Origin of the sequence: Mesorhizobium erdmanii USDA 3471, from assembly GCF_000472705.1 — a bacterium.
Lineage (GTDB): Bacteria > Pseudomonadota > Alphaproteobacteria > Rhizobiales > Rhizobiaceae > Mesorhizobium > Mesorhizobium erdmanii.
This window is the reverse complement of sequence record NZ_AXAE01000014.1, coordinates 65,147-89,482: the sequence shown is the minus strand read 5'-3', so window position 1 is coordinate 89,482 and position 24,336 is coordinate 65,147. Positions and strand designations below refer to the sequence as shown.

Annotated in this window: 18 protein-coding genes; 12 read left to right on the top strand and 6 right to left on the bottom strand. The window is 64.9% G+C overall.

Annotated elements, in window-relative coordinates; translation table 11 throughout:
- The first annotated feature begins 160 nt into the window (after positions 1-160).
- The 6 genes from A3AU_RS0110895 to A3AU_RS0110870 all read left to right on the top strand — a co-directional run bounded on the left by A3AU_RS0110895 (position 161) and on the right by A3AU_RS0110870 (position 7,304).
- Positions 161-1,042, top strand: coding sequence for a glucosamine kinase nucleotide-binding domain-containing protein (locus tag A3AU_RS0110895; RefSeq protein WP_027052842.1), 882 nt, complete (start codon positions 161-163; stop codon positions 1,040-1,042).
- Complete coding sequence (locus tag A3AU_RS0110890) at positions 1,039-1,821, top strand: GntR family transcriptional regulator (protein ID WP_027052841.1); 783 nt, start codon at positions 1,039-1,041, stop codon at positions 1,819-1,821. The genes A3AU_RS0110895 and A3AU_RS0110890 overlap by 4 nt, the downstream gene beginning before the upstream one ends.
- Entirely contained in the window at positions 1,818-2,852 is a 1,035-nt protein-coding gene (locus A3AU_RS0110885) for an SIS domain-containing protein (RefSeq protein WP_027052840.1), read from the top strand. The genes A3AU_RS0110890 and A3AU_RS0110885 overlap by 4 nt, the downstream gene beginning before the upstream one ends.
- Entirely contained in the window at positions 2,849-4,021 is a 1,173-nt protein-coding gene (nagA, locus tag A3AU_RS0110880) for an N-acetylglucosamine-6-phosphate deacetylase (protein WP_027052839.1), read from the top strand. The genes A3AU_RS0110885 and nagA overlap by 4 nt, the downstream gene beginning before the upstream one ends.
- 10 nt (positions 4,022-4,031) lie before the next feature.
- A complete protein-coding gene (locus A3AU_RS0110875) occupies positions 4,032-5,147 on the top strand; it encodes an NAD(P)/FAD-dependent oxidoreductase (protein WP_027052838.1) in 1,116 nt (371 codons plus the stop codon).
- A 72-nt stretch (positions 5,148-5,219) separates the two neighbouring features.
- Entirely contained in the window at positions 5,220-7,304 is a 2,085-nt protein-coding gene (locus A3AU_RS0110870) for an ABC transporter ATP-binding protein/permease (protein ID WP_027052837.1), read from the top strand.
- On the opposite strand, the gene A3AU_RS0110865 is transcribed toward A3AU_RS0110870, so the two are convergent.
- The 5 genes from A3AU_RS0110865 to A3AU_RS0110845 form a co-directional block, all read right to left on the bottom strand.
- Positions 7,305-8,819 carry a malonate--CoA ligase gene (locus A3AU_RS0110865; protein ID WP_027052836.1) on the bottom strand — a complete coding sequence of 505 codons (1,515 nt, stop codon included), beginning with the start codon at positions 8,817-8,819 and terminating at the stop codon, positions 7,305-7,307.
- A 147-nt stretch (positions 8,820-8,966) separates the two neighbouring features.
- Complete coding sequence (locus tag A3AU_RS0110860; RefSeq protein ID WP_027052835.1) at positions 8,967-9,710, bottom strand: GntR family transcriptional regulator; 744 nt, start codon at positions 9,708-9,710, stop codon at positions 8,967-8,969.
- 401 nt (positions 9,711-10,111) lie between these two features.
- Complete coding sequence (rpe, locus tag A3AU_RS0110855; protein ID WP_027052834.1) at positions 10,112-10,789, bottom strand: ribulose-phosphate 3-epimerase; 678 nt, start codon at positions 10,787-10,789, stop codon at positions 10,112-10,114.
- Between the two features lie 201 nt (positions 10,790-10,990).
- Positions 10,991-14,839 carry a DUF7929 domain-containing protein gene (locus A3AU_RS0110850; RefSeq protein WP_027052833.1) on the bottom strand — a complete coding sequence of 1,283 codons (3,849 nt, stop codon included), beginning with the start codon at positions 14,837-14,839 and terminating at the stop codon, positions 10,991-10,993.
- Between the two features lie 10 nt (positions 14,840-14,849).
- Positions 14,850-16,829, bottom strand: a complete 1,980-nt coding sequence (locus A3AU_RS0110845) for an NHL repeat-containing protein (RefSeq protein WP_027052832.1) — start codon at positions 16,827-16,829, stop codon at positions 14,850-14,852.
- Positions 16,830-17,318: 489 nt separating this feature from the next.
- Here A3AU_RS0110845 and dnaK point away from each other — a divergent pair, with 489 nt between their 5' ends.
- The 6 genes from dnaK (at position 17,319) to A3AU_RS0110815 (ending at position 23,086) form a co-directional block, all read left to right on the top strand.
- Positions 17,319-19,235 (top strand): molecular chaperone DnaK, encoded by a 1,917-nt coding sequence (dnaK, locus tag A3AU_RS0110840; RefSeq protein ID WP_027052831.1) that lies wholly within the window; start codon positions 17,319-17,321, stop codon positions 19,233-19,235.
- 223 nt (positions 19,236-19,458) lie between these two features.
- Positions 19,459-20,589, top strand: a complete 1,131-nt coding sequence (dnaJ, locus tag A3AU_RS0110835; RefSeq protein WP_027052830.1) for a molecular chaperone DnaJ — start codon at positions 19,459-19,461, stop codon at positions 20,587-20,589.
- Positions 20,590-20,738: 149 nt separating this feature from the next.
- Positions 20,739-21,356 (top strand): phospholipid N-methyltransferase PmtA, encoded by a 618-nt coding sequence (gene pmtA, locus A3AU_RS0110830; RefSeq protein ID WP_027052829.1) that lies wholly within the window; start codon positions 20,739-20,741, stop codon positions 21,354-21,356.
- Positions 21,357-21,447: 91 nt separating this feature from the next.
- Positions 21,448-22,044: an NADPH-dependent FMN reductase gene (locus tag A3AU_RS0110825; RefSeq protein WP_027052828.1), complete on the top strand. Its 597-nt coding sequence runs from the start codon at positions 21,448-21,450 to the stop codon at positions 22,042-22,044.
- Positions 22,045-22,055: 11 nt separating this feature from the next.
- Complete coding sequence (gene pyrF, locus A3AU_RS0110820; RefSeq protein ID WP_027052827.1) at positions 22,056-22,769, top strand: orotidine-5'-phosphate decarboxylase; 714 nt, start codon at positions 22,056-22,058, stop codon at positions 22,767-22,769.
- 29 nt (positions 22,770-22,798) lie between these two features.
- Positions 22,799-23,086, top strand: coding sequence for a DUF1330 domain-containing protein (locus A3AU_RS0110815; RefSeq protein ID WP_027052826.1), 288 nt, complete (start codon positions 22,799-22,801; stop codon positions 23,084-23,086).
- 99 nt (positions 23,087-23,185) lie between these two features.
- Here the strand turns inward: A3AU_RS0110815 and A3AU_RS0110810 are convergent, their stop codons facing one another.
- Entirely contained in the window at positions 23,186-24,244 is a 1,059-nt protein-coding gene (locus tag A3AU_RS0110810; RefSeq protein ID WP_027052825.1) for a D-alanine--D-alanine ligase family protein, read from the bottom strand.
- Positions 24,245-24,336: the final 92 nt, after the last annotated feature.

Genomic DNA, 24,336 nt, shown 5'->3' with positions numbered 1-24,336 from the left:
CCACTTGTCCACATGCATTAACGAATTCATTGGGAGGAAATCGCTGAGCCGACGAAATATGCAGGTTTTTCAATAAAATACGGCTAAATCTTTTTGAAACGGAAATTAACCCTTGGCTATTGGTATTTTATTGGTATTATCCGCTCGGAGGAGAAATCGCGTGAAATTCGTGCTCGGCATCGATGGCGGCGGCACCAGTTGCAGGGCCGCCCTGGCAACGGTTGAAGGAGCGGTCGTCGGCCGTGCCAAAAGCGGCGCCGCCAACATCCGCACCGATCTCACCGGGGCGCGGTCCAATATCGTCGACGCCGCGCGGCAGGCGTTCATCGCCGCCGGGCAGGACCCCCAACTGATCCCGCAGACACCGGCTATTCTCGGCCTTGCCGGCGCCAATGTCGGCACCTACCGGCAGCAGCTCGAAGCGATCCTGCCGTTCAGCATCAGCCGCGTCGAAACCGATGCGGAGATCGCGCTCGAAGGCGCCGTCGGCTCCGGTGACGGCGCCATGGCCATCCTCGGCACCGGTACCGCCTATATGGCGCGCAGGAACGGCACGTCGCGCGCCATTGGCGGCTGGGGTTTCCAGGTCGGTGACCAGGGCAGCGGCGCCCGGATCGGCCGCGATCTGCTCGAGCAGACATTGCTTGCCCATGACGGCGTCCGCGCACGCTCGCCGCTGACCGACGCGATGATGGCCATCTTCCGCAACAATCCCGAGGACGTGGTCGAGTTCACCACCAATGCCAAGCCGGGCGACTTCGGCGGCTTCGCGCCCAAAGTGTTCGAGCATGCGCAAAAGGGCGATGCCGTCGCCAACTGGATCGTCGACAAGGCGGTCGGCGATGTCGAGGCCTCGCTCGGCGCGCTCGCTCTGTCCGATGACGCGCCGCTCTGCCTGCTCGGCGGGCTGGCGCCGCTCTACGCGCCGCGCCTGTCGGCGCGCTACAATGCGCTGCTGAAGGAGCCGCTCGACGATGCGCTGGGCGGCGCCGTGCAGATGGCGGTGCGGCTTTTCACCAGGCAGGCGGAGGCGGCTCGATGAGCGACGCCGCCGACCAGATCTTCGCCACGCTGAAGCAGGCCTCGCAAAGCGGCGCGCCGCTCTATCTGCAACTGCGCAAGAGCATCGAGGACGCCGTCAACCGTGGCCTGATCGGGCCGGGCGATGCGCTGCCTTCCGAGCGCGACATCGCCACCAAGGCCGACATTTCGCGCGTCACCGTGCGCAAGGCGGTGCAGGACCTGGTCAAGGGCGGCATTCTGGTGCAGCGCCATGGCTCCGGCACGTTCGTCGCGCCGCGCATGGAGCGCGTCGAGCAGTCGCTGTCGCGGCTGACCTCTTTCACCGAAGACATGGCGCGGCGCGGCATGGCGGTGCGTTCGGCCTGGCTCGACCGCGGCCTCTATGCCCCCTCGCCCGACGAGATGATGGTGCTCGGCCTGTCGTCGAGCGAACTGGTGGCGCGCGTGGCGCGCCTGCGCATCGCCAACGACACGCCGCTGGCGATCGAACGCGCCTCGCTGTCGGCCAGCGTGCTGCCGGACCCGGCGGGCATAGGCTCCTCGCTCTACGCGGCGCTGCAATTGACCGGCAACCGGCCGGTGCGGGCGGTGCAACGCATCTCGGCCGCCAATCTCGGCGACAGCGATGCGCGCCTGCTCGAAGTGCCGCCGGGCATCGCCGGCCTGCACATCGAACGCATTTCCTATCTGGCGAGCGGCAAGGTGATCGAATTCACCCGCTCCATCTACCGGGGCGACGCCTATGATTTCGTCGCCGAACTGCGGCTGACAGGGCCGAGCGAAGAGGGCCGACCATGATCTCCAGCACCACCCATATGCAGCGCGAGATCGAGGAGATTCCGCAGGCTGTCGCCCGCCTGCTCGACGGCTCCGGCGCCGTGCTTGCCGAAGCCGGGCGCGGCATTCGCGAGCGCGACCCGCATTTCGTCGTCACCGTGGCGCGCGGTTCGTCCGACCATGCCGCTACCTTCATGAAATATGCCGTAGAGCTGACCGCGGGCCTTGCCGTCGCTTCGGTCGGTCCGTCCATCGCTTCGATCTATGGCCGCAAACTGCGGCTCGGCGGTTCGGCGTGCCTGGCGATCTCGCAGTCGGGCAAGAGCCCCGACATCGTCGCCATGGCCGAAACCGCACGCGCCGGCGGGGCGCTGACCATCGCCGTCACCAACACCGCCGACTCGCCGCTGGCACGCGCCTCGGACTATGCGATCGACATATTGGCGGGGCCCGAACGCAGCGTCGCGGCAACCAAGACCTTCGTCAATTCCGCTGTCGCCGGTCTCGCGCTGATGGCGCATTCCACCGGCGACGAAGCGCTTCTGGCAGCACTTGCCCGCTTGCCCGAGCATTTCGGCAAGGCGATCGCCTGCGACTGGATGAGCGTTCTGGCCGAAACCATCGAGAAACAGAAGTCGCTGTTCATCCTCGGCCGCGGCCCGTCGGCGGCGATGGCCAACGAGGCGGCGCTGAAGTTCAAGGAAACCTGCGGCATGCATGCCGAGGCCTATAGCGCCGCCGAAGTCATGCACGGCCCGCTAGCGCTGATCGGCCCCGACTTCCCGGTGCTGGCGCTGGCCGCGCGCGACGCATCCGAGCCCTCCGTAGCCGAAGCCGCCGACGGACTGGCGGCCAAGGGCGCACCGGTGTTCGTCACATCGGCGCTTGCCAACCGCGCGACACGCCTGCCGCATGTCGCCACCGGTCACCCGCTGACCGACCCGCTGACGCTGATCGTTTCGTTCTACGTGTTCGTCGAGGCCTTCGCGCGCCACCGTGGCCTCGATCCGGACACGCCGCGCAATCTTCGCAAGGTGACGGAGACCGTATGAGCGATCGTTTTGCCCTGACCGGCGCCCGCATTTTCGACGGTGACGCCTGGCATGAAGACGCCGCACTTGTCGTGCGCGACGGTTTGGTCGAGGCTATTTTGCCTACCGGCGCCATAGGCTCGGATATCCGCGCCGTCGAGACCGGTGGCGGTATTTTGGCGCCGGGCTTCGTCGACATCCAAGTGAATGGCGGCGGCGGCGTCATGCTCAACGATCATCCCGATGTCGCCTCGATCGAAACCATCTGCAAGGCGCACGCACCGTTCGGCACGACGGCGCTGCTGGCGACGCTGATCACCGATACGCCCGACATCACCGCTTCCGCGGTTGCCGCCGGCGAAGCGGCGGCGCTGCGGAATGTGCCTGGCTTCCTCGGCCTGCATCTCGAAGGCCCGCATCTGTCGATCGCGCGCAAGGGCGCGCATGACCCAGCGCTGATCCGGCCGATGACGGATGCCGACCAGGCGATGCTGATCGCGGCGCGGCAGAAGCTGCCGGTGTTGCTCACCACGATCGCGCCGGAATCCGTCGAGCCGGCGCGCGTCGCGGCATTGGCCAAAGCGGGCGTCATCGTCAGCCTCGGCCATTCCGATACCGGCTACGCCACGGCCCGCGCCTTCGCCGAAGCCGGTGCGTCCGTCGTTACCCATCTGTTCAACGCAATGAGCCAGATCGGCAATCGCGAGCCCGGACTGGCGGGCGCGGCGATCGACATCGGCACCTTGTCCGCCGGGCTGATCGCCGACGGCATCCATGTCCATCCCGCCACCATCAGGATCGCTCTGGACGCCAAAATGGGCCCGGGCAGGATCGTGCTGGTCTCGGATGCGATGGCGACGATCGGCACCGACATGACTTCGTTCACGCTCAACGGCCGCACCATCTACCGCAAGGACGGGAGCCTCAGGCTTGCCGACGGCACGCTGGCGGGCGCCGATCTCGACATGATCTCGGCCGTGCGCTTCATGCACAATGTCGTCGGCGTCGATCTGTCCGAGGCCTTGCGGATGGCCTCGCTCTATCCGGCACAGGCGGTCGGCCAGTCGCACCGGCTTGGCCGCCTTGCCAAGGGCACGGCGGCGGATATCGTTGCGCTGTCGGACGATCTTGGCATAGGAAGCGTCTGGATCGGCGGCGACAAAATGTTCGAGGCTGTCGCTCCGCACTGAGAGCGAGGCCATGCAGACTATCGATTGTGTCGTCGCCGGAGCCGGCGTCGTCGGACTTGCCATCGCCAGGGCGCTCGCTCAGTCGGGCCGTGAGGTGGTGGTGGTCGAACGGGCCGATGCGATCGGCACCGTCACCAGTTCGCGCAACTCCGAGGTCATCCATGCCGGGCTCTATTATGCGCCGGGAAGCCTGAAGGCCCGGCTCTGCGTCGAAGGGCGCCAACGTCTCTACGCCTACTGCGCCGAGCACGACGTTGCCCACAAGCGTGCCGGCAAGCTGATCGTCGCCAGCGAGGCCGGCCAGATCGAAGGACTGCGGAAGATCGAGGCCAATGCGCGGCGCTGCGGGGTCGACGATCTCCAGTTCCTGACGCAGGGCGAAGCTGAAAGCCTGGAACCGGCCCTGGCATGCGCCGGGGCGCTCTTGTCGCCATCGACCGGCATCGTCGACAGCCACGCGCTGATGCTCTCGCTGCGCGGCGACGCGGAAGCCGCCGGCGCATCCTTCGCTTTCCTCACCGCGTTCGCCGGGGCGACGCTCGAGACCGACGGAATCCGGATCGACACGCGCGACGCCAGTGGCGAGACCTTCGCCCTGGAAGCAGCCGCCTTCATCAATGCCGCCGGCCTCGACGCGCAGGCCTTGGCCCACCGGATCGACGGCTTCCCACAGTGGCTCATCCCCAGGCAATGGCTGGCGCGCGGAAACTACTTCTCCCTTCCAGGGCGATCGCCCTTTTCGCGGCTGATCTATCCGGTGCCGGTCGAAGGTGGCCTCGGTGTCCATCTGACGCTCGACCTTGGCGGCAGTGCGCGCTTTGGGCCCGATGTCGAATGGATCGACCGGGTGGACTATACCGTCGATCCCGGCCGAAGCGGCGTCTTCTACGAAGCGATCCGGCGCTATTGGCCCGAGCTTGCCGACGGCGCCTTGCAGCCAGCCTATGCCGGCATCAGGCCCAAACTGTCCGGCCCAGGCCAGCCGGCGGCCGATTTCATGATCCAGGGCCCGGCCGATCATGGCGCCGGGCGGATCGTCAATCTGTTCGGCATAGAGAGCCCCGGCCTGACCGCGAGCCTGGCGATTGCCGACCATGTCGTCGAGCTGCTGCATACGCGATTATAAGCGCCGCCGGGAATTCGTCCGCTCAGGCTGATGCCGTGAAACCTTTTGATTTCGAGGTCGTTGTCGGAGCGCATGTCCGAGGCGAAACCCAAATCGACACCGGCCGACGGGATCAAACCGGACGGCGCACCGAAGCCGAGGCGAGGCAAGCCCCGACGACAAAAACCGCGCGACGAGGGGTCGCGCCACGAGGTTCCACGCAAGAAGAAGCCGCGCGAGAAGAACGCGTCGACCGTCGAAGCGGCCGCGCCCGAAGTCGTCGACGAAACACCGCCGCCGGAGGCCGTCGAACCCGATCCGGAGCTGACGCCCGAGGCGGCCGAACAGGCGCGTAAAAAATACCTGCTGAAGCGATTCTGGATCAGCGGGCGGGGCTATTGGGGACGGCATGGCGACAAGCTTGGCTGGCCGTTGACGGTCGGGCTGCTGATCCTGATCGTGGTCAATGTCGGTTTCCAGTACGGGATCAATGTCTGGAACCGCTCGATCTTCGATGCCATCGAAAAGCGCGACGCACACACGGTCTATTTCCTCAGCGCGGTGTTCGTGCCGCTCGTGCTCGGCAGCCTCGGCCTTGTCGTCGCGCAGGTCTATCTGCGCATGACCATGCAGCGCCGCTGGCGCTCCTGGCTGACCACCTCGGTGATCGCGCGCTGGCTCGCCAATGGCCGCTACTACCAGCTGAACCTGGTGCAGGGCGACCACCAGAACCCCGAAGCCCGCCTCTCGGAAGATCTGCGGGTCGCCACCGAGGCGCCGGTCGATTTCGTCGCCGGCGTGATTGTCGCCACCCTGTCGGCCTCGACCTTCATCGTGGTGCTGTGGACGATCGGCGGCGCCTTGAGCTTCACCCTGGGAGGCTCGACCATCACCGTGCCCGGCTTCCTCGTCATCACGGCGGTGATCTATGCCGCGATCACCTCAACGTCGATGTTCGTCATCGGCCGGGATTTCGTGCGGCTGTCGGAGGAGAAGAACCAGAAGGAAGCCGAGTTCCGCTACGTGCTGACGCGCGTGCGCGAAAACGGCGAGAGCATCGCCTTGCTCGGCGGCGAGGAGGAGGAACGCAGCGGCATCGACAGGACCTTTGCCGGCGTGCTGAAGCGATGGGCGCAACTGACTGGGCAGCATATGCGCACGGCCCTGGTCTCGCAGGGCTCGAGCCTGTTCGCGCCGGTGGTGCCGGTGCTGCTGTGCGCGCCAAAGTTTCTGGAAGGTTCGATGTCGCTCGGACAAGTCATGCAGGCCGCCTCCGCGTTCGCCATCGTGCAGGGCGCGTTCGGCTGGCTGGTCGACAACTACCCGCGCCTCGCCGACTGGAACGCTTCGGCACGCCGCATCGCCTCGCTGATGATGTCGCTCGACGGGCTGGAGCGCGCCGAGCAGAGCGACGAGCTGGGCCGCATTGGTCACGGCGAGACCAAGGGCGATACGATGCTCTCCCTCGACAATCTATCGGTGACGCTCGACGACGGCACGTCCGTGGTCAAGGAAACGGAGGTCGCGGTCGAAGCCGGGGAACGGGTGCTGGTCTCGGGCGAATCCGGCTCGGGCAAGTCGACGCTGGTGCGGGCGATCGCCGGCCTGTGGCCATGGGGAAGCGGCAGCGCCAATCTCCACCCGGACAAGCGATTGTTCATGCTGCCGCAGCGGCCCTACATCCCTTCCGGCACGTTGCGCCGGGTGGTCGCCTATCCCGCGGCCGCCGACAATTGGAAACTCGAACAGATCAAGGGCGCCCTCGACAAGGTCGGCCTCACCCATCTCGCCGGCCGGATCAAGGAGGAAGCGCCCTGGGACCAGACCCTGTCGGGCGGCGAAAAACAACGGGTCGCTTTCGCGCGCCTCTTGCTGCATCGCCCGGACATCGTGGTACTGGACGAGGCCACCTCGGCGCTGGACGAGAAAAGCCAGGACCAGATGATGGCGACGGTGATCCGCGAATTGCCTGATGTCACCATCGTCAGCGTGGCACACCGCGCCGAACTGGAAGCCTTCCACACCCGCAAGATCACGCTGGAGCGGCGCAAGGGCGGCGCGAAACTGGTCGGGGACATCGACCTCATGCGGCGCAAGCGCAAACGCGGCCTGTTTCAGCGCGCCTTGTGGGGCTCCAGCGCTCGAAACGAAAAGCCGGGCAAGCCATCGAACCGCTGATCAAGTGGCATAAAGATCCTTATACGCATCGCGCAGGAGATTCTTCTGCACCTTGCCCATGGTGTTGCGCGGTAATTCGTCGACGAAGATCACCTGCTTGGGGTGCTTGTACCTGGCCAGGCGGCCGGCGATGGCACTGATGATCTCCGCCCCGGTGATCCGCGCCCCCGGCGTCCGCACGACGACCGCTGTGACGCCTTCGCCAAAATCCGGATGGGCAACGCCGATGACGGCGCTTTCCAGGACCCCGCCAAGCGCGTCGATCTCGCTTTCGAGTTCCTTCGGATAGATGTTGTAGCCGCCCGAGATGATCAGGTCCTTGCCGCGGCCGACGATATGGACATAACCGTCGGCGTCGACGATGCCGAGATCGCCGGTGATGAAGAAGCCATCAGCGCGGAATTCCGCTTTGGTCTTTTCCGGCATGCGCCAGTAACCGCCAAACACGTTCGGACCCTTGACCTCGATCATGCCGACCTGCCCTTGCGCCAACGGCTTGCCGCTGTCGGGGTCGGCGATGCGCAGCGCCACGCCCGGCAGGGGGAAACCGACCGTGCCGGCGCGCCGCTCGCCCTCATAGGGGTTGGAGGTGTTCATGTTGGTCTCGGTCATGCCGTAGCGTTCGAGGATGGCGTGGCCGGTGCGCTCGCGCCAGGCCTTGTGCGTCTCGGCCAGCAGCGGCGCCGAGCCGGACACGAACAGGCGGATATTCTTCGCCGCCTCGCGGTCCAGGCCGTCCTGCTGCAGCAGCCTGGTATAGAAGGTCGGCACGCCCATCAGCGCCGTCGCGCGCGGCAGCAAGGAGACGATGCGGGCCGGATCGAATTTCTGCTCGAACAGCATCGCGGCGCCGGCCATCAGGATGACGTTGGTGGCGACGAACAGGCCGTGGGTATGGAAGATCGGCAGCGCGTGGATCAGCACGTCGCCCGATGTGAAGCGCCATTGATCGACCAGCACCCGCGCGTTCGAGGCGAGGTTTTCGTGGCTGAGCATGGCGCCCTTCGAGCGCCCGGTGGTTCCCGACGTATAGAGGATTGCCGCGAGATCATCCGCGCCCCGTTCGACATCGTGAAAATCCGACGGCAGGCGCGAGGCCTGGTCCGTAAGGGAGCCGCGGCCATTGCGGTCGAGCGTGACCACGACGGCGCCGGATGGCTCGACCATGCGCGCGATATCGGCCGCCTTTGCCGGATCGCAGACGATGACACGAGGTGCGGCATCCCCGAAGAAATAGCCGAGTTCGGTCAGCGTGTAGGCGGTGTTGAGCGGCAGGAAGATCGCACCGGCGCGCACGCAGGCGAGATAGAGCAGCAGCGCTTCCGGGCTCTTCTCGACCTGCACGGCGACCCGGTCGCCAGGCTCTACGTCCAATTGCAGAAGCGCATGGGCAAACTGCGCCGACCGCGCCAGCATGTCGCCATAGCTCAGCGAGCGCCCGTCATCGGTCTCCATCAGCAGGCGCTCCGGCGCCGGCATCCGGGACCGGAACGCATCAAACAGATGATTGCTCATGAAATTTCCCCGCGATGCCGGCAATGCTTCAGAATGGCATGACTCGCCGGCGAAGAGTTCGCGTTTCCCCGCCATGCCGTCAAGACTGGAGATGGCGGTCGAGCGCGTCACGTCCAACGAAAAGTCCGTGAACGATTGCGGCCTGATCTACCGTCGGGCACGTTCTGGAGAAACGGCGGCTTTTGCGACCTCGCCTTGCTTGAAGCGTTCCATGCACATGGCGGCGGTCAGCTGGTAGTGATCGATCAAGGCCTCGACGGCGCCGTCGGCATTGCCGTCCAGCGCGCATTCGGCGATCAGGCGGTGTTCGCCGAAGTCGTCGCGCTGGGCGCTTTCGCCGTCATTGGCCATTTGCCGGTAGCGATAGGCGTGATCGGACAGCTGATCGCAAAAACCCACCAGCCAGTGCGACCGGCAGGCCGAGATCAGCACCCGGTGGAAGGTGCGGTGCAATTTCTCCCAGTCCGGATCGAGCGACGAGCGATTTTGCAGCGAAAGGCGTGAGGCACGGCCCAGGCGATGCAACGCCAGCACCAGCTGTTCTTCCCATTCGGCGGTGCGGTGGGCGATGGATTCGCGAAGCGCCCGCTCCTCGAGCCAGCAGCGTGTGCGCGTCAGCTCCTCGAGCTCCGCCGCGCTGACCGGCATGATGAAAAAGCCGCGCTGGTCGTGGCGGCCGAGAAGGCCTTCGGAGGCAAGGCGGTTGAGGGCTTCGCGAACCGGGGAGGCGCCGGCGCCATACTTGGAAACAACCCACTCTACCCGCAGCTTGCTTTCGGTTTCGAGAGCGCCGCCGAGCAGATCATCACGCAACTGCTGATAGACCGTGCTGGCAAGCGTGCTCTTGGGTGTTGTGCCTTCGTCCTTCAGGTTGGCGAATCCGTATGTCAAGCTTGACTCCTGTCCCCCATTTCTCTCCGGGCAATTCGAGTCTGAAAATAGTCCTTCCGTACATGTATCCTACCGCCTCCGCGTCAAGAGGCTCAAGCAGGAGAAGACCTTATTGTACTTAAGGACGAAGAAATATGTCCCGATCCGCATCCGTGCGTCGAAACTCGTTGCTCTCCACAACCAGCAGAAACTTAACGCGTTTTGTATGCACGCAGGATCATCTGTTTTTCCGTGGGCCCACGCGAGCATCTTTTCTGTCGCGCGCAAAGATAGCGGCCAGTTCACCCCGAATCAGGCTTTCTGGGCAAATCTGATTCGGCATACCGGGCCCTGGAGGAGCCACGGCTCAGCGACACTTGGCCGGTCTATCGGGCTAAAACGGGAGGTAGCCGGCGGCCTTGTTAGCCGGCGGCCCCGTCGGCCGCCGTCCTGATCGCCTCGATGTTGGCGCGGTAAGCCTCGACGCTGCCGCCCCTGAAGATGGCCGCACCCGCCACCAGCACATCGGCGCCTGCTGCTGTCACCAGGGGGGCCGTTTCCGGCGAAACGCCGCCATCGATTTCGATGTGGATCGGCCGGTCGCCGATCAACGCCTTGACCCGTCTCACCTTGTCGACGATCCCCGGGATGAAGGCCTGGCCGCCAAAACCCGGATTGACGGTCATGATCAGGATCAGGTCGAGCCGGTCGAGCACATATTCGATCATCGATTCCGGCGTCGCCGGATTGAGCGACACACCGGCCTTCTTGCCGAGGTTCCTGATAGTCTGCAACGAGCGGTCGAGATGCGGCCCGGCCTCCGCATGCACCGTCATGCCGTCACAGCCGGCCTCGGCGAAGGCGGCGAGGTAGGGATCGGCCGGCGCGATCATCAGATGGCAGTCGAAAAAGGCTTTGGTGCGGTTGCGGATCGCCTTGATGACAGGCGGACCGAAAGTGATGTTGGGGACGAAATGGCCATCCATGACATCGAGATGGATCCAGTCGGCGCCAGCAGCCGCGACGGCTTCGACCTCGTCACCGAGCTTCGAAAAGTCCGAAGCCAGCACCGACGGTGCGATCAGGGTCTTTTTGCTCATCATGCGGCCTCTCCGGGCGCGCCCTTTCCTTTGGGTCGCTCCGAACCGACTGCCTAAAGCGCTCCTGATGACTTGTCGAGGGCACAAGCGTGGCGGCTCCACAGACCAGAGTGGGTCGCAGCCAAATTCTTGCGCCGCTCCAGGGCATCAAAAACCCGCCGGATTGCTCCGGCGGGTTCTGGTCTGGCGTCGAACAGATGACTACTGCTGCTGGAGCTTCAGGATCCTGTTTGGTGCCGGATCCTGCTGCTGGTCGGTCTGCGGCAGGCGCCGCGGCAGTACCTGCAGCAGCAGACCCGGGTTGAGCTCCAGCGACGGCTGACCGCGAATCGGCCGGCAGTTGGGATACCGCCCGACCGTGCCTTCCGGGCAGCGCCGCCTGATGATCGGCTGGCACTGGCCATTGATCATCTGCGAGCCCGGCGCGCATTCGGTCTGTTGCCTGGGCTTGCGGCAGGCACCGTCGATCACCTCGGTCCCACGTGGACAGACACAGTCGCCGCGCTTGTTGTGGACCTGGCCGCGTATGTCGCACTGCTGGAGCACCGGACCTGGTCGACGACAGGCGTTGCCCTGCACCTCGGTCCCCCTCGGGCAGACGCAATTGCCGTTGGCGTCGTGGACCTGGCCACGGATGGTGCACTGGTCAGGCTTCGGCCGGACCGGTCGGCAGGCGCCGTTGCGCGCCTCGGTGCCTTGCGGGCAGACGCAATCGCCGTTGGCGTTCTGGACCTGGCCACGGATGGTGCACTGCTGCGGCCTCGGCCGGACCGGCCGGCAGGCGCCGTTGCGCGCCTCGGTGCCTTGCGGGCAGACGCAATCGCCATTGGCGTCGTGGACCTGGCCGCGAATTGTGCACTGCTGCGGCGGCCTGTCCCTCACACACGCATTCGCTTGCCTGTCGAGATGCGTGCCGTTGGGGCAGTAGCAACCGTTGCCGTCCGAGGTCGGAACCGAACCGGGTATGGCGCAGCCCGGTCGGTCGGTCTTGACGCAGGCGCCGTTCTCCAGATCCGTGCCGCGTGGGCAGACGCAGCGTCCGTCCTCGGTGCGGATCTGGCCTTCGAGCAGCACGCAGCGCGGCGGCACGGGAAGCGGCAGAAGGTTTGTGCCGCCGCCCGTGCACTGGCCGTTGCGGAAGGTGGTGCCTTCCGGGCAGACGCAGCGGCCGGCGTCGTTCATGACGAAGCCCGGCGAGCACTGGTTCTTCACCTCATGCGTGATGACGAAGGGGTGGCACGCATAGGCCTTGCCCCGATCACCCTGCCCGTTGGCAGCGTCCTTGGACAGCACGTCGCCACCCTGGACCCGCGTGTCGGGAGACAGGACGCCAACGCAGTTCTGGCCGTTGACGTTGCCCTGCAGATTGGCCAGACGCCCGTCATCGGGAATGATCACGGTCACATGATGCGACTGGCTTTCGCCGGCGCCCAGCGTCAGGTTGGCGATGCAGGAGGCCGGCAGTGTCGTCGGCTCCGGCGAGCAGCCGAAGGGCGGGTCGATCGAGGTGATCGAAACGCCATCGAGCCGACCGAGACCGTCCACGCCGATCGCATCACCGATGCGAACCGGGCCGGAGAAGGGGCTCGTCCCATCATTTGTCATGGTAATGTCGAACGAGCATGGCTGGCCGATCCGGCATTCGCGGTCGCCGGTCTTCTCGACACGGATGGTCGAAGAGCCGCCGCCCTTGGCGCAGGCCTGGCCGATCGGGTAGACGACATCGTCGCCTTGCGCCGGCCCGTGGGAGCCGCGCGCGCAGTTCTCGAACTCGCCATTGGCTGACACCGTCACGTCGAAGTGCCTGGAGGTTCCGGGCGTCATGACGGCGCCGGGGATCTGGCACGACAGCGTATTGGCCGGAACCGGTCCGCACGCCCATTCCGCGCCGTCGGGGGTGACGGTCTGGATCTGGACGGGCGCGCCGCCCGACACCAGCGTGGCCGCATCGTTGACCCGGACCGGGCCGGTGGGGGCGGCCGTGCCGGCGTTGGAGACGGTGATGCGGCAGGAAACGGCCGCGGCACCGGCCAGCGAGCCGCTGCACACCTTGGTGATGCGCAGGCCAGGCTGGCCGCCATTGGGACGACGGATGCGTTCCTTGGCGCAGGCCTTGTTGTTGGTGAGGTCGACCTCACCGGGGATAGCCTTCACCGCGGCACAATTCTCGACCGTATCCGACTGGTAGCCGGCCGGCATGACCGCCTTGACGAAGATCGGCGTCGAGGCGCCCACGGGCAGCGAGATGCCGGCATTGTCGCAGCGGAACTGGCCGGGGCCGTTCGGACCGCATGTCCAGGGCGGGCTTGGCCCAAAGGTCGACGAGGCCGGCGCGCCGCCGGGGTAGTTGTCGATCACGGTCAACGGCCCGTTATAGGTCGAAGTGCCGTTGTTGATGATGTCGATGATGAAGTAGCAGACGCCGTCCGGCGTACAGACCGGGATGCGCGCGCGCTTCTTCAGGATCAGGTCGACCTTCTTCTCGACCGGCGGCTGGCAGTCGCGGTCACGATCGCCACGGCGGCAGATCGGGATCGAGGCGCAGCCCCTGTCGTTTTGCTGGCTGCCGAACAGCGGCTTGCCGCTGGCCGGATAATTGTAGGTGGCGCAGTTGCGCAGCACCTTGCCTTGCCAGCCCCCGGCCGGTTTGAAGCCGAGCTTGAGCTCGACAAAGGCTCCCGGATTGAGCGTGGTCACCGGATAGGTGCAAATCATCGGGGTGATGCCGGGTACGCAGACCCAGGGCGGATTGGGCCCTGAACTCAGCGTCGAGCCGGCCGGCAGCGTCACCTCGTCGAGCACGATCTTGCCGTTGTAGGGCGCGGTGCCGACATTGGTGACGCGGATGGTGAAGTCGCAGCCGCCGGCCATGGTGCAGCGCGGGACATCGGCGCTTTTCTCGACCTTGAGGTCCGGCTCCTTGTCCCTGGGTGGGCAGCGCTGGTCACGCGGGATGACGATGTCGATGGTCTGCGTGCAGCACAGGCCCCAGCCCTCTTTCGGCCCGGCATAGGTCTCGATGCCGGTGACGATGAGGTGGATGACGTCGCCGGGCGATGCGCCGACGATCTTCCAGTTGAGCACGCCGCCGCCCGCCGGCACCAGCTGGGTGTCGGGGATGATGGTGATGCCGGGCGTCGTGGTCGATACCTGCACCCACTTGCCGCCCATCTCAGGGCCGACCGGCATATGGTAGATGAAGGCACCGCCGCCGGGCACGCAATCGACCGTGCCGCGTTCCACCTTGAAGCATTCCTTGCCGGGAGGTGGCGGCGGGGGTTCGCACTTGGTGACATCGATCTTGATCGAGGTCTTCACGCCGGTCTTGTAGTCGCCGTCGTCGGGCTTGCCCGGATCCTGCGACGGGATGATGGTCCCGGTGCCGGCTCCGTTGCTGACCTTGATCAGGCCCTGGTTGTCGACGATCGTCGGCGAGGGAAACGCCGCGTGGTCGATCTTGGCCGTGATCTGGAAATTGATGACGCGTTCATTGGCAGCACCGGCGCCGTCGAGATCGGCGGCGGAGAGCCGGAAATCGGAGACTGTCGCCGTATCGTTGGGACCCGCCGAATTGCTGATCGTCGCGCCCGGCAAGGGTCCGCCGGAGGCATCCGTGCCGTCGCCGGACACGTTGACATTGACGATGGCAAGGCCGTGCGGGAGCTGGTCCTTGAACTCGATCTTGAGTTTCTTCAGCAGCGCCATCAGGCCGGGATCGGCAAAGCCCTGCGGATCACCGCGCAGGCCGAAGCTCAGGGAGTAGACGACATAGTCGCAGCCTCTCTGGGTGCCTCTCTTGGTGAAGAACGGCACGACCCGCTCCGGCCTCGGATTGACGACGCGCGAATTGTCGAGGTCGAGCCTCAGTTCCGGGGTGATCGGAGCCGCATCTTCGGCGTGGCTTTGCACGGGGGTGAGCATGGCGACCGCGATACCGGCCGCCATCAGCCAGCGCGCGCCGCGCCTGGCGTATGACAGGGGTTTCATGATCGTCTCCATGACGGTTTGCTGAGCGTTCATCGCGAATGAGGGCGAGGCAAGAATGTTCATCTTTCCCTCCTCAACGTTCGCAGCTGACGGCTGGCGTGCGGAGCGGCAAGGTCATCTTGCAGCAAGGGTAATAGCCACCCTTGTCCTTGTCGGACTTCCTGTAGAAGCAAAGTCCAACATCCACTCTGTCGCCCGGATAATGGCCGGTGATGTTGATCGTGTACGGCTTGCCAGGCGCATGCGACATGGGTGAGGTCACCGCGACGCCTGGCGTCCTGGACTTCGTCTCGCTCGAAGGCTGGGCCTTGATCGAATCGCCGCCGAAGCCGGCATGGTCATGGAGATAGAGATCGGCCTCGAGGCCAGAAGGCGTGCAGTAATACTGGACGTCTTCAACATCGAGACACGGAGGCAGATTGCCGGGCGGTGGGAAGTCCGGCGGGTAGAAGGGTGGCAGATAGCCGCCCGGAATTTCTTCATAATAGCCGGCGCGGCCCTCGCAGGGATGCCAGACGGCGACATCGCCGACATGGCCTTCCACTTCCGGGTCCTCGAAATAGCCGTCGAAATCGACGAACCAGGAGCCGAAGGGCGGCACGTTGGCTGGCTTGACCAGGTCCTTGGGCGTGATCTGCACGCCGTGCACGGCGAGCGGCCCGCCGGCGGCGAGCCGCTCGGCGAGTTCAGGATTGTCGCGCAATTTGTCGCCGGTATTGACCAGCGCCTGCGTACAGACCGAGGTATCGAGATTGCCGTCGGCGTCATAGCCATATTGCAGGTCGAGGCCGCCGGCCGACTGCCTGTTGCCTTGCGGAAAACCGACAGCGTATTCCTGCGGCACCTCCACCCAGACCGACTCCGTTGCCGGATCGTCCGGGTTTTCGCGCCAATAGCGGATGACCTCGCCCTTGCCGGAATCGGCGAACCGGCTGTAATCGTAGCGGTTCTCGACCGGGCCGCGCTGGGCCAGATACATGAAGCCGCTGTTGTCGAAGGCGATGTCGGTGACGGCGTAGTCCCTGTCGGCCTTGACCGTCAGTTCCCAGCGCGGATCGCCGGCAAAGGTGCCGTCGCGGGCGATGCCCACCGACCAGATTTCGGATTTTTCGCCGACCGAATAGTAGAGCCGGCCGCCATGGTAGGAAACGGCCCAGACGCGGCGCTCGTCCTGCGTGTAGCCCCAGGTCTCGGGGTCTTCCGTGTCGAAGGCGGCACCTTGAATGTCCATCACCGCGCCATCGTCGGCGACCGGAGCCAGGCCATGCGCCGGGCGCCCGGCGACGCCATGGTCGAAGGTGTCGATCAGCCTGCCGGTGGCGTCGATGCGATGGATCAGGCCGGTGTCGAGGTCGGAGGCGAAGAACTGGCGGTGGTTGGGGTCGAAGGTGATGTTGCCGATGCCGGGACCGCTGTTGGTGTCGATGTCGGCGAATTTGGCGACCTGGCCGGTGATGCCGTCGATCTTCCAGATGGTTCCCGGTCCGCCGCCGTTCTCGGTGCCAAACTGACCGTCCATGAAGGCGGCGCCCGCCGTGCCGCGGCGCTGGCGTTCCGGCCGCCCGTCATTGTCGGCGTCGGGCGTGACGATCTCGATGCCATGCAGCGACGTGGCGGCCGCGTAAAGGTTGGGAATGCCTGACGGAACGCCATCGCGCACGCCATCATCATAGGTGAGGCCGAACACTTCACCGATCTGGCCCGCCGTTACCTCGAAAGGCGGCGGCGTGAAGACGAGTTGGCCCGCGGCCGGCCCGCCAAGGTGCGAAACGTCGAAGACGCGCAAGGTGGCGCGCGTGGTGTCGATGAAGGTTTCGTCGACCGGATCGACGCCCGGCGGCAGGCCCGCATCCAAATTGGGAATGACGGTCCCGGGGAAGCCGGTGACCGCCATCGAGCCGGGATAGATGATCTGCGTTTCCTGCGCCTTGGCGCCGCTGCCGAGCCACAGGCTGGCGGCAAGCGCAAAGGCCAGCAATCCGCCGCCGGCATGGGCCGCACGGGCCAAATGGCCATAGAAAGACGATGCGAGCGAGCCGCGGATGCGAGACATGACACTACCCCCGTAGTCCAGGGCAGAAACGTCCGGAGTCGCCGCGCAGATCAGGGCAAGGCGCGGTGGTCCGGCTCGTTCTTCCCTGATCGAATTGTCTGCTTTCCTCGAAGTCACGATACGCCTGCTCTTCCGCAGGGTCAACGGAATCAACGGAAAGCCCAGCGCATCGACCCCGTCCCGAAGGCGGTGGTCGCGCCGAGCTCCTGTTGTTCCCGGAGACCGCAGAGCCTCTGGGTTGCTGGTCATGGGGGGCTTCCTTTCCGGGCCGCACCATGCGGCACCTGGACCTCAGTCGCGGACGAAGGTGGAAAGGTTCATGGAAGCCTCGCGCAGAATGCTTGCGCGCCGCATCGGCTGTTCTTATATACGCGCCAAGCCGTACGGCACCGGCACACCGGTTGCGGTACGGGATTTCTTGTGAACAGGGGCTTTCGTCGGAACGCCTTCATGGGTCCTGAAAGCCTGCTTAGAGGAGAGACTGGAAAAATGGCAAAAGTAATCGGTATCGATCTCGGCACCACGAATTCCTGCATCGCCATCATGGATGGCAAGGAGCCCAAGGTAATCGAGAATGCGGAAGGCGCGCGCACGACGCCTTCCATCGTCGCCATCTCGGGCGACGGCGAACGTCTCGTCGGCCAGCCGGCCAAGCGCCAGGCGGTCACCAACCCTGAAAACACCATCTTCGCGGTCAAGCGCCTGATCGGCCGCCGCTATGACGACCCGGTGACGGAGAAGGACAAGAAGCTTGTCCCCTACAAGATCGTCAAGGGCGACAATGGCGATGCATGGGTCGAAGCCGGCGGCAAGAAGCAGTCGCCGAGCCAGATCTCGGCCATGATCCTGCAGAAGATGAAGGAAACGGCGGAAGCCTATCTCGGCGAGAAGGTCGAGAAGGCGGTCATCACCGTTCCGGCCTATTTCAACGACGCCCAGCGCCAGGCGACCAAGGATGCCGGCAAGATCGCCGGCCTGGAAGTGCTGCGCATCATCAACGAGCCGACGGCCGCGGCGCTTGCCTACGGCCTCGACAAGAAGGATGGCAAGACCATTGCCGTCTATGACCTTGGCGGCGGCACCTTCGACATTTCGGTGCTCGAAATCGGCGACGGCGTGTTCGAGGTGAAGTCGACCAATGGCGACACCTTCCTCGGCGGCGAGGATTTCGACATGCGTCTGGTCGAATACCTGGCGGCCGAGTTCAAGAAGGAACAGGGCATCGACCTGAAGAACGACAAGCTTGCCTTGCAGCGCCTCAAGGAGGCCGCGGAAAAGGCCAAGATCGAGCTGTCGTCGACAACCCAGACCGAAATCAACCTGCCCTTCATCACCGCCGACGCGACCGGGCCGAAGCACCTGACGCTGAAGCTGACGCGCGCCAAGTTCGAAAGCCTGGTCGAAGACCTCGTCCAGCGCACCATCGAGCCCTGCAAGGCGGCGCTCAAGGATGCCGGCCTGAAAGCTGGCGAGATCGACGAAGTGGTCCTGGTCGGCGGGATGACCCGCATGCCCAAGATCCAGGAGATCGTGAAGCAGTTCTTCGGCAAGGAGCCGCACAAGGGCGTCAACCCCGATGAGGTCGTCGCTCTGGGCGCCGCCATCCAGGCCGGCGTGCTGCAGGGTGACGTCAAGGACGTGCTGCTGCTCGACGTGACGCCGCTGTCGCTCGGCATCGAGACACTGGGTGGCGTGTTCACGCGGCTGATCGAGCGCAACACGACGATCCCGACCAAGAAGAGCCAGGTGTTCTCGACCGCTGAAGACTCGCAGTCGGCCGTGACCATCCGCGTCTTCCAGGGCGAGCGTGAAATGGCCGCCGACAACAAGGCGCTTGGCCAGTTCGACCTGGTCGGCATTCCGCCGGCCCCGCGCGGCGTACCGCAGATCGAGGTCACTTTCGACATCGACGCCAACGGCATCGTCAATGTTTCGGCCAAGGACAAGGGCACCGGCAAGGAGCACCAGATCCGTATCCAGGCTTCTGGCGGCCTTTCGGACGCCGACATCGAGAAGATGGTGAAGGACGCCGAAGCCAATGCCGACGCCGACAAGAAGCGGCGCGCCGTGGTCGAGGCCCGCAACCAGGCCGAGGCGCTGGTGCATTCGTCCGAGAAGTCGCTGAAGGAATATGGCGACAAGGTTTCGGAAGCCGAGCGCACGGCGATTTCCGATGCGATCGCGGCGCTGAAGACCGCCGCCGAGGGCGACGATGCGGCCGACATCGAGGCCAAGAGCCAGGTGCTCGCCGAAGCTTCGATGAAGCTTGGGCAGGCCATGTACGAGGCCTCGCAGAAGGAAACGGCCGAAGCCGATGCCAAGGCGGATGCCGCCAAGGACTCCGACGTGGTCGATGCCGATTTCGAGGAAATCGACGGGGACGACGACAAGAAGAAGTCGGCCTGAGCCGGTTGACGGCAAGACAAGGCGGAAAGCCCGGTGTAAAGCCGGGCTTTTTTGCAACCTTCGCTGAAAAAGTGCGGAGCCTTGCCGAAAAAGTGACAGAAAAGCCCGGACAGACACACGCCAGCACTGGCATCCGGGCGGCACCGATCCTAAATCGAGACGACGTGCCGGCAAACGACGCAACAATGCATCAAGACGTTGAGCATCCGGACAGCGGGAAAAAATGAAAGCTGATTTCTACGAAACGCTGGGCGTCCAGAAAGGCGCCGACGAAAAGGAGCTCAAGAGCGCTTTCCGCAAGCTCGCCATGCAGTTCCATCCCGACCGCAACCCCGGCGATCATTCCTGCGAGCACAAGTTCAAGGAAATCAACGAGGCCTACGAGACGCTGAAGGACCCGCAGAAGCGCGCGGCCTATGACCGTTTCGGCCACGCCGCCTTCGAACAGGGTGGCATGAATGGCGGCGCGCAGGGCTTTGGCGCCGGCGGCTTCGCCGACATATTCGAGGATATTTTCGGCGACATGATGGGCGGGCGGCAGCGCCGGTCGTCCGGCGGCCGCGAACGCGGCGCCGATCTGCGCTACAACATGGAAATCACGCTGGAAGAGGCGTTCGCCGGAAAGACCGCGCAGATCCGCGTGCCGGCGTCGATCTCGTGTACGGAATGCTCAGGGTCCGGCGCAAAGCCCGGCACCCAGCCGGTGACCTGCTCGATGTGTCACGGCCATGGCAAGGTGCGTGCGACGCAAGGCTTCTTCTCGATCGAGCGCACCTGCCCGCAGTGCCAGGGCCGCGGCCAGACCATCAAGGACCCGTGCCCGAAATGCGCCGGCCAGGGCCGCGTCACCGAGGAACGCTCGCTGTCGGTCAACATTCCGGCCGGCATAGAGGATGGCACCCGCATCCGGCTTGCCAATGAGGGCGAGGCCGGCCTGCGCGGCGGGCCTTCGGGCGATCTCTATATCTTCCTGGCGGTGAAGCCACACGAATTCTTCCAGCGCGATGGCGCCGATCTCTATTGCAAGGTGCCCATCTCGATGACGACGGCGGCCCTTGGCGGCTCCTTCGAGGTGACGACGCTGGACGGCACGCAGACCAAGGTGAAGGTAACCGAAGGCACGCAGAACGGACGCCAGTTCCGTCTCAAGGGCAAGGGCATGCCGGTGCTGCGCCAGCCCAATGTCGGCGACCTCTACATCCAGACCGCGGTCGAGACGCCGCAGAACCTGACCCGCCGCCAGCGCGAGTTGCTCGAGGAGTTCGAACAGCTCTCCTCGCAAGACAATTCGCCCCAATCGAGCGGGTTTTTCGCCCGTATGAAGGATTTCTTCGAATCCTTCGGCGAGCGCTGATGGAATAAAAATAGGGTGGGAATCGATTAAACGCGCCGTGTCTCGGGACGCGACGAAAATCATCTTATCCACGACATGCGTCCCGCCGCGCCTTGCCTTGCGTCAACCAGGTGTTAAGTAGCTTGCGGGGAGCCTTGAGGAGAGCTTGCATGACACGTGGTCACGGACTGCGGAAGGCGCTTGCCGAGAAGTTCGACGACGAACTCAAATTCTTCAAGGGCTGGATCGACAAACCGAAGACGGTCGGTTCGATCGTTCCGACTTCCGCGATCACAGCACGCAAGATGGCCTCGATCGTCAATCCCACGTCCGGCCTGCCGGTGCTGGAGGTCGGTCCGGGCACCGGTGTCATCACCCGCGCCATCCTCGCCCAGGGCGTGCGGCCCGAAAATCTCTATGCGGTCGAGTACAGTACGGATTTTGTGCGGCATTTGCGCCAGCTCTATCCCGGCGTCAACGTCATCGAAGGCGATGCCTTCAACCTCAACGCCACGCTTGGCGAGAAGAGCGGGATGATCTTCGACAGCGTCGTCTCCGGCGTGCCGCTGCTCAATTTCCCGGTCGCCCAACGCATCGCCTATATAGAGAGCCTGCTCGACCGCATCCCGGCCGGACGGCCGATCGTGCAACTGACCTATGGCCCGATGTCGCCGATCCCGGCTGGCCGCGGCGATTACACCGTCAAGCATTTCGACTTCATCTTCCGCAACATCCCGCCGACACAGCTTTGGATCTATCGAAGGGAAGATAAGGGAGTACGGCAGTAGGGGAGTAGGCAGTAGGGATGGTCCGGAGACTGAACCGCCTTTCCCTACTCCCATACTGCCTTACTCCCCTACTGCCCTCGCGAAGCGAACCATGGCAGTGATCCCGAAAATCCTCGTCTTCGCCGGCTCGGTGCGCAGCGGCGCCTACAGCGGCCGGACCGCCGACGTGGCGCAGAAGGAACTTGCGGTGCAGGGCGCAGAGGTGACCCGCATTTCGCTCGCCGACTACCCCTTGCCGATCCTCGACGAGGATCTCGAGACGGAAAGAGGCGTTCCCGAAAACGCCGCCAAGCTCGGACGCCTGATATCAGCCCATGACGGACTGCTGATCGCCACGCCGGAATATAACGGCTCGATCCCGCCGCTGCTCAAGAACACGATCGACTGGGTGAGCCGCGTGCGCCGGGATGGCGGCCGGCCGGTCAGGCCGCTTGCCGGCAAGGTCGCCGGTCTGTGCTCGTCCTCCAATGGCCACTTCGCCGGCATACGCTGCATCAACCATCTGCGCGCCGTGCTGGTGCGCTGCCAGATGGAGGTGGTGACGCCGGAATGCTGCGTGCCCGATGGCGGCGACGCTTTCGACGAGGGCGGCAATTTCCACGACGAACGACTGTACAAATCGATGGAGCACCTATGCCGCACGCTGATCGAAACCTCCCGCATGCTGTCGACCCGGATCGAAGCGTGATTGCAGCAACCATGCAGGCTCAATCCATGCAGGCCAAATCCATGCAGGAGAGACTGATCGTCGGCCTCGACGTGCCGACCGTGAAAGAGGCCGAGCGGGCCGTGCGCGAACTCGACGGCGTCGTCTCCTTCTACAAGATCGGCTATCAGCTGGCCTTTGCCGGCGGGCTCGACTTCGCCAGGGAACTGGCCAGCGGCGGGACAAAGGTCTTCCTCGACATGAAGCTGCTCGACATCGACCATACGGTGGCAAAGGGCGTCGAGAACATCGTCAAGATGGGCATGACCATGCTGACCATCCACGCCTATCCCAAGGCGATGCGGGCGGCGGTGGAGGCGGCCAGGGGCAGTGAGCTTTGCCTGCTCGCCGTCAGCGTGCTGACTTCGATGGATGAGCAGGACATGATCGATGTCGGTTATGAATACGATCCGCACACCCTGGTGCTGAGGCGCTCGGAACAGGCGCTGCATGCCGGCATGGGCGGCATCGTCTGCTCGGCCGCGGAAGCCGAAGCGGTACGCCGCATCGTCGGCCCCGACATCGCGGTGGTGACGCCCGGCATCCGGCCGGCGGGCAGCGACCATGGCGACCAGAAGCGCGTGGTGACACCGGCGCAAGCGATCCGCAACGGCGCCAGCCATCTCGTGGTTGGCCGCCCGGTCGTCGCGGCGAGCGACCGCCGGGCGGCGGCGCAAGCGATCCTCGACGAAATGCGCTCTGCATAGTTTCCAACGAACGGCTTCGGAGAAGAACAATGCCAAAGGGATACTGGGTCGCCCGCGTCGATGTGCGTGACGCGGAAGGCTATAAGGAGTATGTCGCCACCGCCAAACCCGCCTTCGAGCGGTTCGGCGCGAAATTCCTGGCGCGGGGCGGCGAGCACGAAAAGGCGGAAGGACCCGGCCGCGCCCGCAACGTCATCATCGAGTTTCCGTCGCTGGCCGCGGCGCATGATTGCTACCACTCGCCGGAATATCAGCGCGCCGTCGCCATCCGCCAGAAGGTCGCCGACGGTGAGATCGTGCTGGTCGAGGGGATCTGAAGCGCATCACACTGAAACGGACTCAGGCGACGCTTTTTAAGCCTTTGTTTGATGCATGCCGTTGTCCCAGGATCGCTGTACACTTCTGGGCGACGTGCTTCAGGAGAAGAGCCGGTTCCGGGCGGCTTCGGCCATGGCGTCGGCAAGCTCCAGGCCCCATTGCTGGCGGCAGTAGGCGCGGAAATCGAAGCAGGGCAGGCCGGGGCAGACTTCGAACTCGATGAGATGCACCGTGTCGTCGGCTTCAACGCGCAGGTCGATGGAAAACACGTCGCGCAGGCCGAGCCCATTGATCAGCCGTTCGGCGATCGCCCTGATCCTGGCATCGGCCCCCGGCTGCAGGTCGGCGACGGCAACGAGCTCCGGTTCGGCATAAAGTCCTGCCGCCTTGGCCGCCTCACCGGTCTCGCCGTAAAGCGCCATACTGTCCGCCATGGTCTGGAAATCGCCGCCTGAATCGACAAAAGCGATACCGAGCGCTTCGGTGCCGGTTTGCGGTGCTAGGCCGAGGAAGCTGGCGCGCACATTACGGCCGGCGACATAGGGCTGCACGACGACATCGTCGCGGTAGGCGGCGAAGACGCGCCGGCTAAGCTCCAGTGCGTGGCCGAGGTCATGGCTGCGCGAATCCGGCCAGATGCCGATCTTGGCGCCGAGCCGGTTGGGCTTGACGAACCAGCCGGCGGCGGAAACAGGCGGCTCGACCAGCCATTTGCCGTCGCGGGCAAGGCCTGCCTGTGGCGCCGGCAGGCCTAGCGCGCCGAGCACGGCGCCGGAGCGGAACTTGTCCTGGCAGAGCGCGAACAGCGCATCGTCGGCGCCGATCGTCCGCAATCCCTCGAGCCTTGCCAGCGCCGGCGCGGCGCCACCACGGAAATAGGCGACACCGTCGGACAGCGTCCAGACCAGCGTGCTTTCCGTATCCGCCTTTTCCAGCACCGCGGCGGCATCGTCGAGCGCCACCGGAGCGAAGGCTATGCCGCGCGCCTCGCAGGCGGTGGCAAGTGCCGCGAAGTCGCGGGCGATATCCGTCGACTGTGCGAGGTAGGACGAGATTTCGATGGCGCGTTGCGGTGGGTAACCGTCTGATATCAGGCGGTCGAAGCACGCCTTTTCCGGCTCGTAGACAAGGATCAGGGTAGGCCTGTGCGTTGACATGATGCGGCAAGAATCCAGCGGCGCGATGGCCTACCATCGCACGGTGCATGCCATCGGCTTTCGTGAAACCGACCGCGCCGGACGGTTGCGTG

What these genes read in the sequence shown, in the direction of transcription:
- A3AU_RS0110890 (WP_027052841.1), top strand. Translation starts at nt 1,039, where the DNA reads ATGAGCGACGCCGCCGACCAGATCTTCGCCACGCTGAAGCAGGCCTCG.
- A3AU_RS0110885 (WP_027052840.1), top strand. Translation starts at nt 1,818, where the DNA reads ATGATCTCCAGCACCACCCATATGCAGCGCGAGATCGAGGAGATTCCG.
- nagA (WP_027052839.1), top strand. Translation starts at nt 2,849, where the DNA reads ATGAGCGATCGTTTTGCCCTGACCGGCGCCCGCATTTTCGACGGTGAC.
- A3AU_RS0110875 (WP_027052838.1), top strand. Translation starts at nt 4,032, where the DNA reads ATGCAGACTATCGATTGTGTCGTCGCCGGAGCCGGCGTCGTCGGACTT.
- A3AU_RS0110870 (WP_027052837.1), top strand. Translation starts at nt 5,220, where the DNA reads ATGTCCGAGGCGAAACCCAAATCGACACCGGCCGACGGGATCAAACCG.
- A3AU_RS0110865 (WP_027052836.1), bottom strand. Translation starts at nt 8,819, where the DNA reads ATGAGCAATCATCTGTTTGATGCGTTCCGGTCCCGGATGCCGGCGCCG.
- rpe (WP_027052834.1), bottom strand. Translation starts at nt 10,789, where the DNA reads ATGAGCAAAAAGACCCTGATCGCACCGTCGGTGCTGGCTTCGGACTTT.
- A3AU_RS0110850 (WP_027052833.1), bottom strand. Translation starts at nt 14,839, where the DNA reads ATGAACATTCTTGCCTCGCCCTCATTCGCGATGAACGCTCAGCAAACC.
- A3AU_RS0110845 (WP_027052832.1), bottom strand. Translation starts at nt 16,829, where the DNA reads ATGTCTCGCATCCGCGGCTCGCTCGCATCGTCTTTCTATGGCCATTTG.
- dnaK (WP_027052831.1), top strand. Translation starts at nt 17,319, where the DNA reads ATGGCAAAAGTAATCGGTATCGATCTCGGCACCACGAATTCCTGCATC.
- dnaJ (WP_027052830.1), top strand. Translation starts at nt 19,459, where the DNA reads ATGAAAGCTGATTTCTACGAAACGCTGGGCGTCCAGAAAGGCGCCGAC.
- pmtA (WP_027052829.1), top strand. Translation starts at nt 20,739, where the DNA reads ATGACACGTGGTCACGGACTGCGGAAGGCGCTTGCCGAGAAGTTCGAC.
- A3AU_RS0110825 (WP_027052828.1), top strand. Translation starts at nt 21,448, where the DNA reads ATGGCAGTGATCCCGAAAATCCTCGTCTTCGCCGGCTCGGTGCGCAGC.
- pyrF (WP_027052827.1), top strand. Translation starts at nt 22,056, where the DNA reads ATGCAGGCTCAATCCATGCAGGCCAAATCCATGCAGGAGAGACTGATC.
- A3AU_RS0110815 (WP_027052826.1), top strand. Translation starts at nt 22,799, where the DNA reads ATGCCAAAGGGATACTGGGTCGCCCGCGTCGATGTGCGTGACGCGGAA.
- A3AU_RS0110810 (WP_027052825.1), bottom strand. Translation starts at nt 24,244, where the DNA reads ATGTCAACGCACAGGCCTACCCTGATCCTTGTCTACGAGCCGGAAAAG.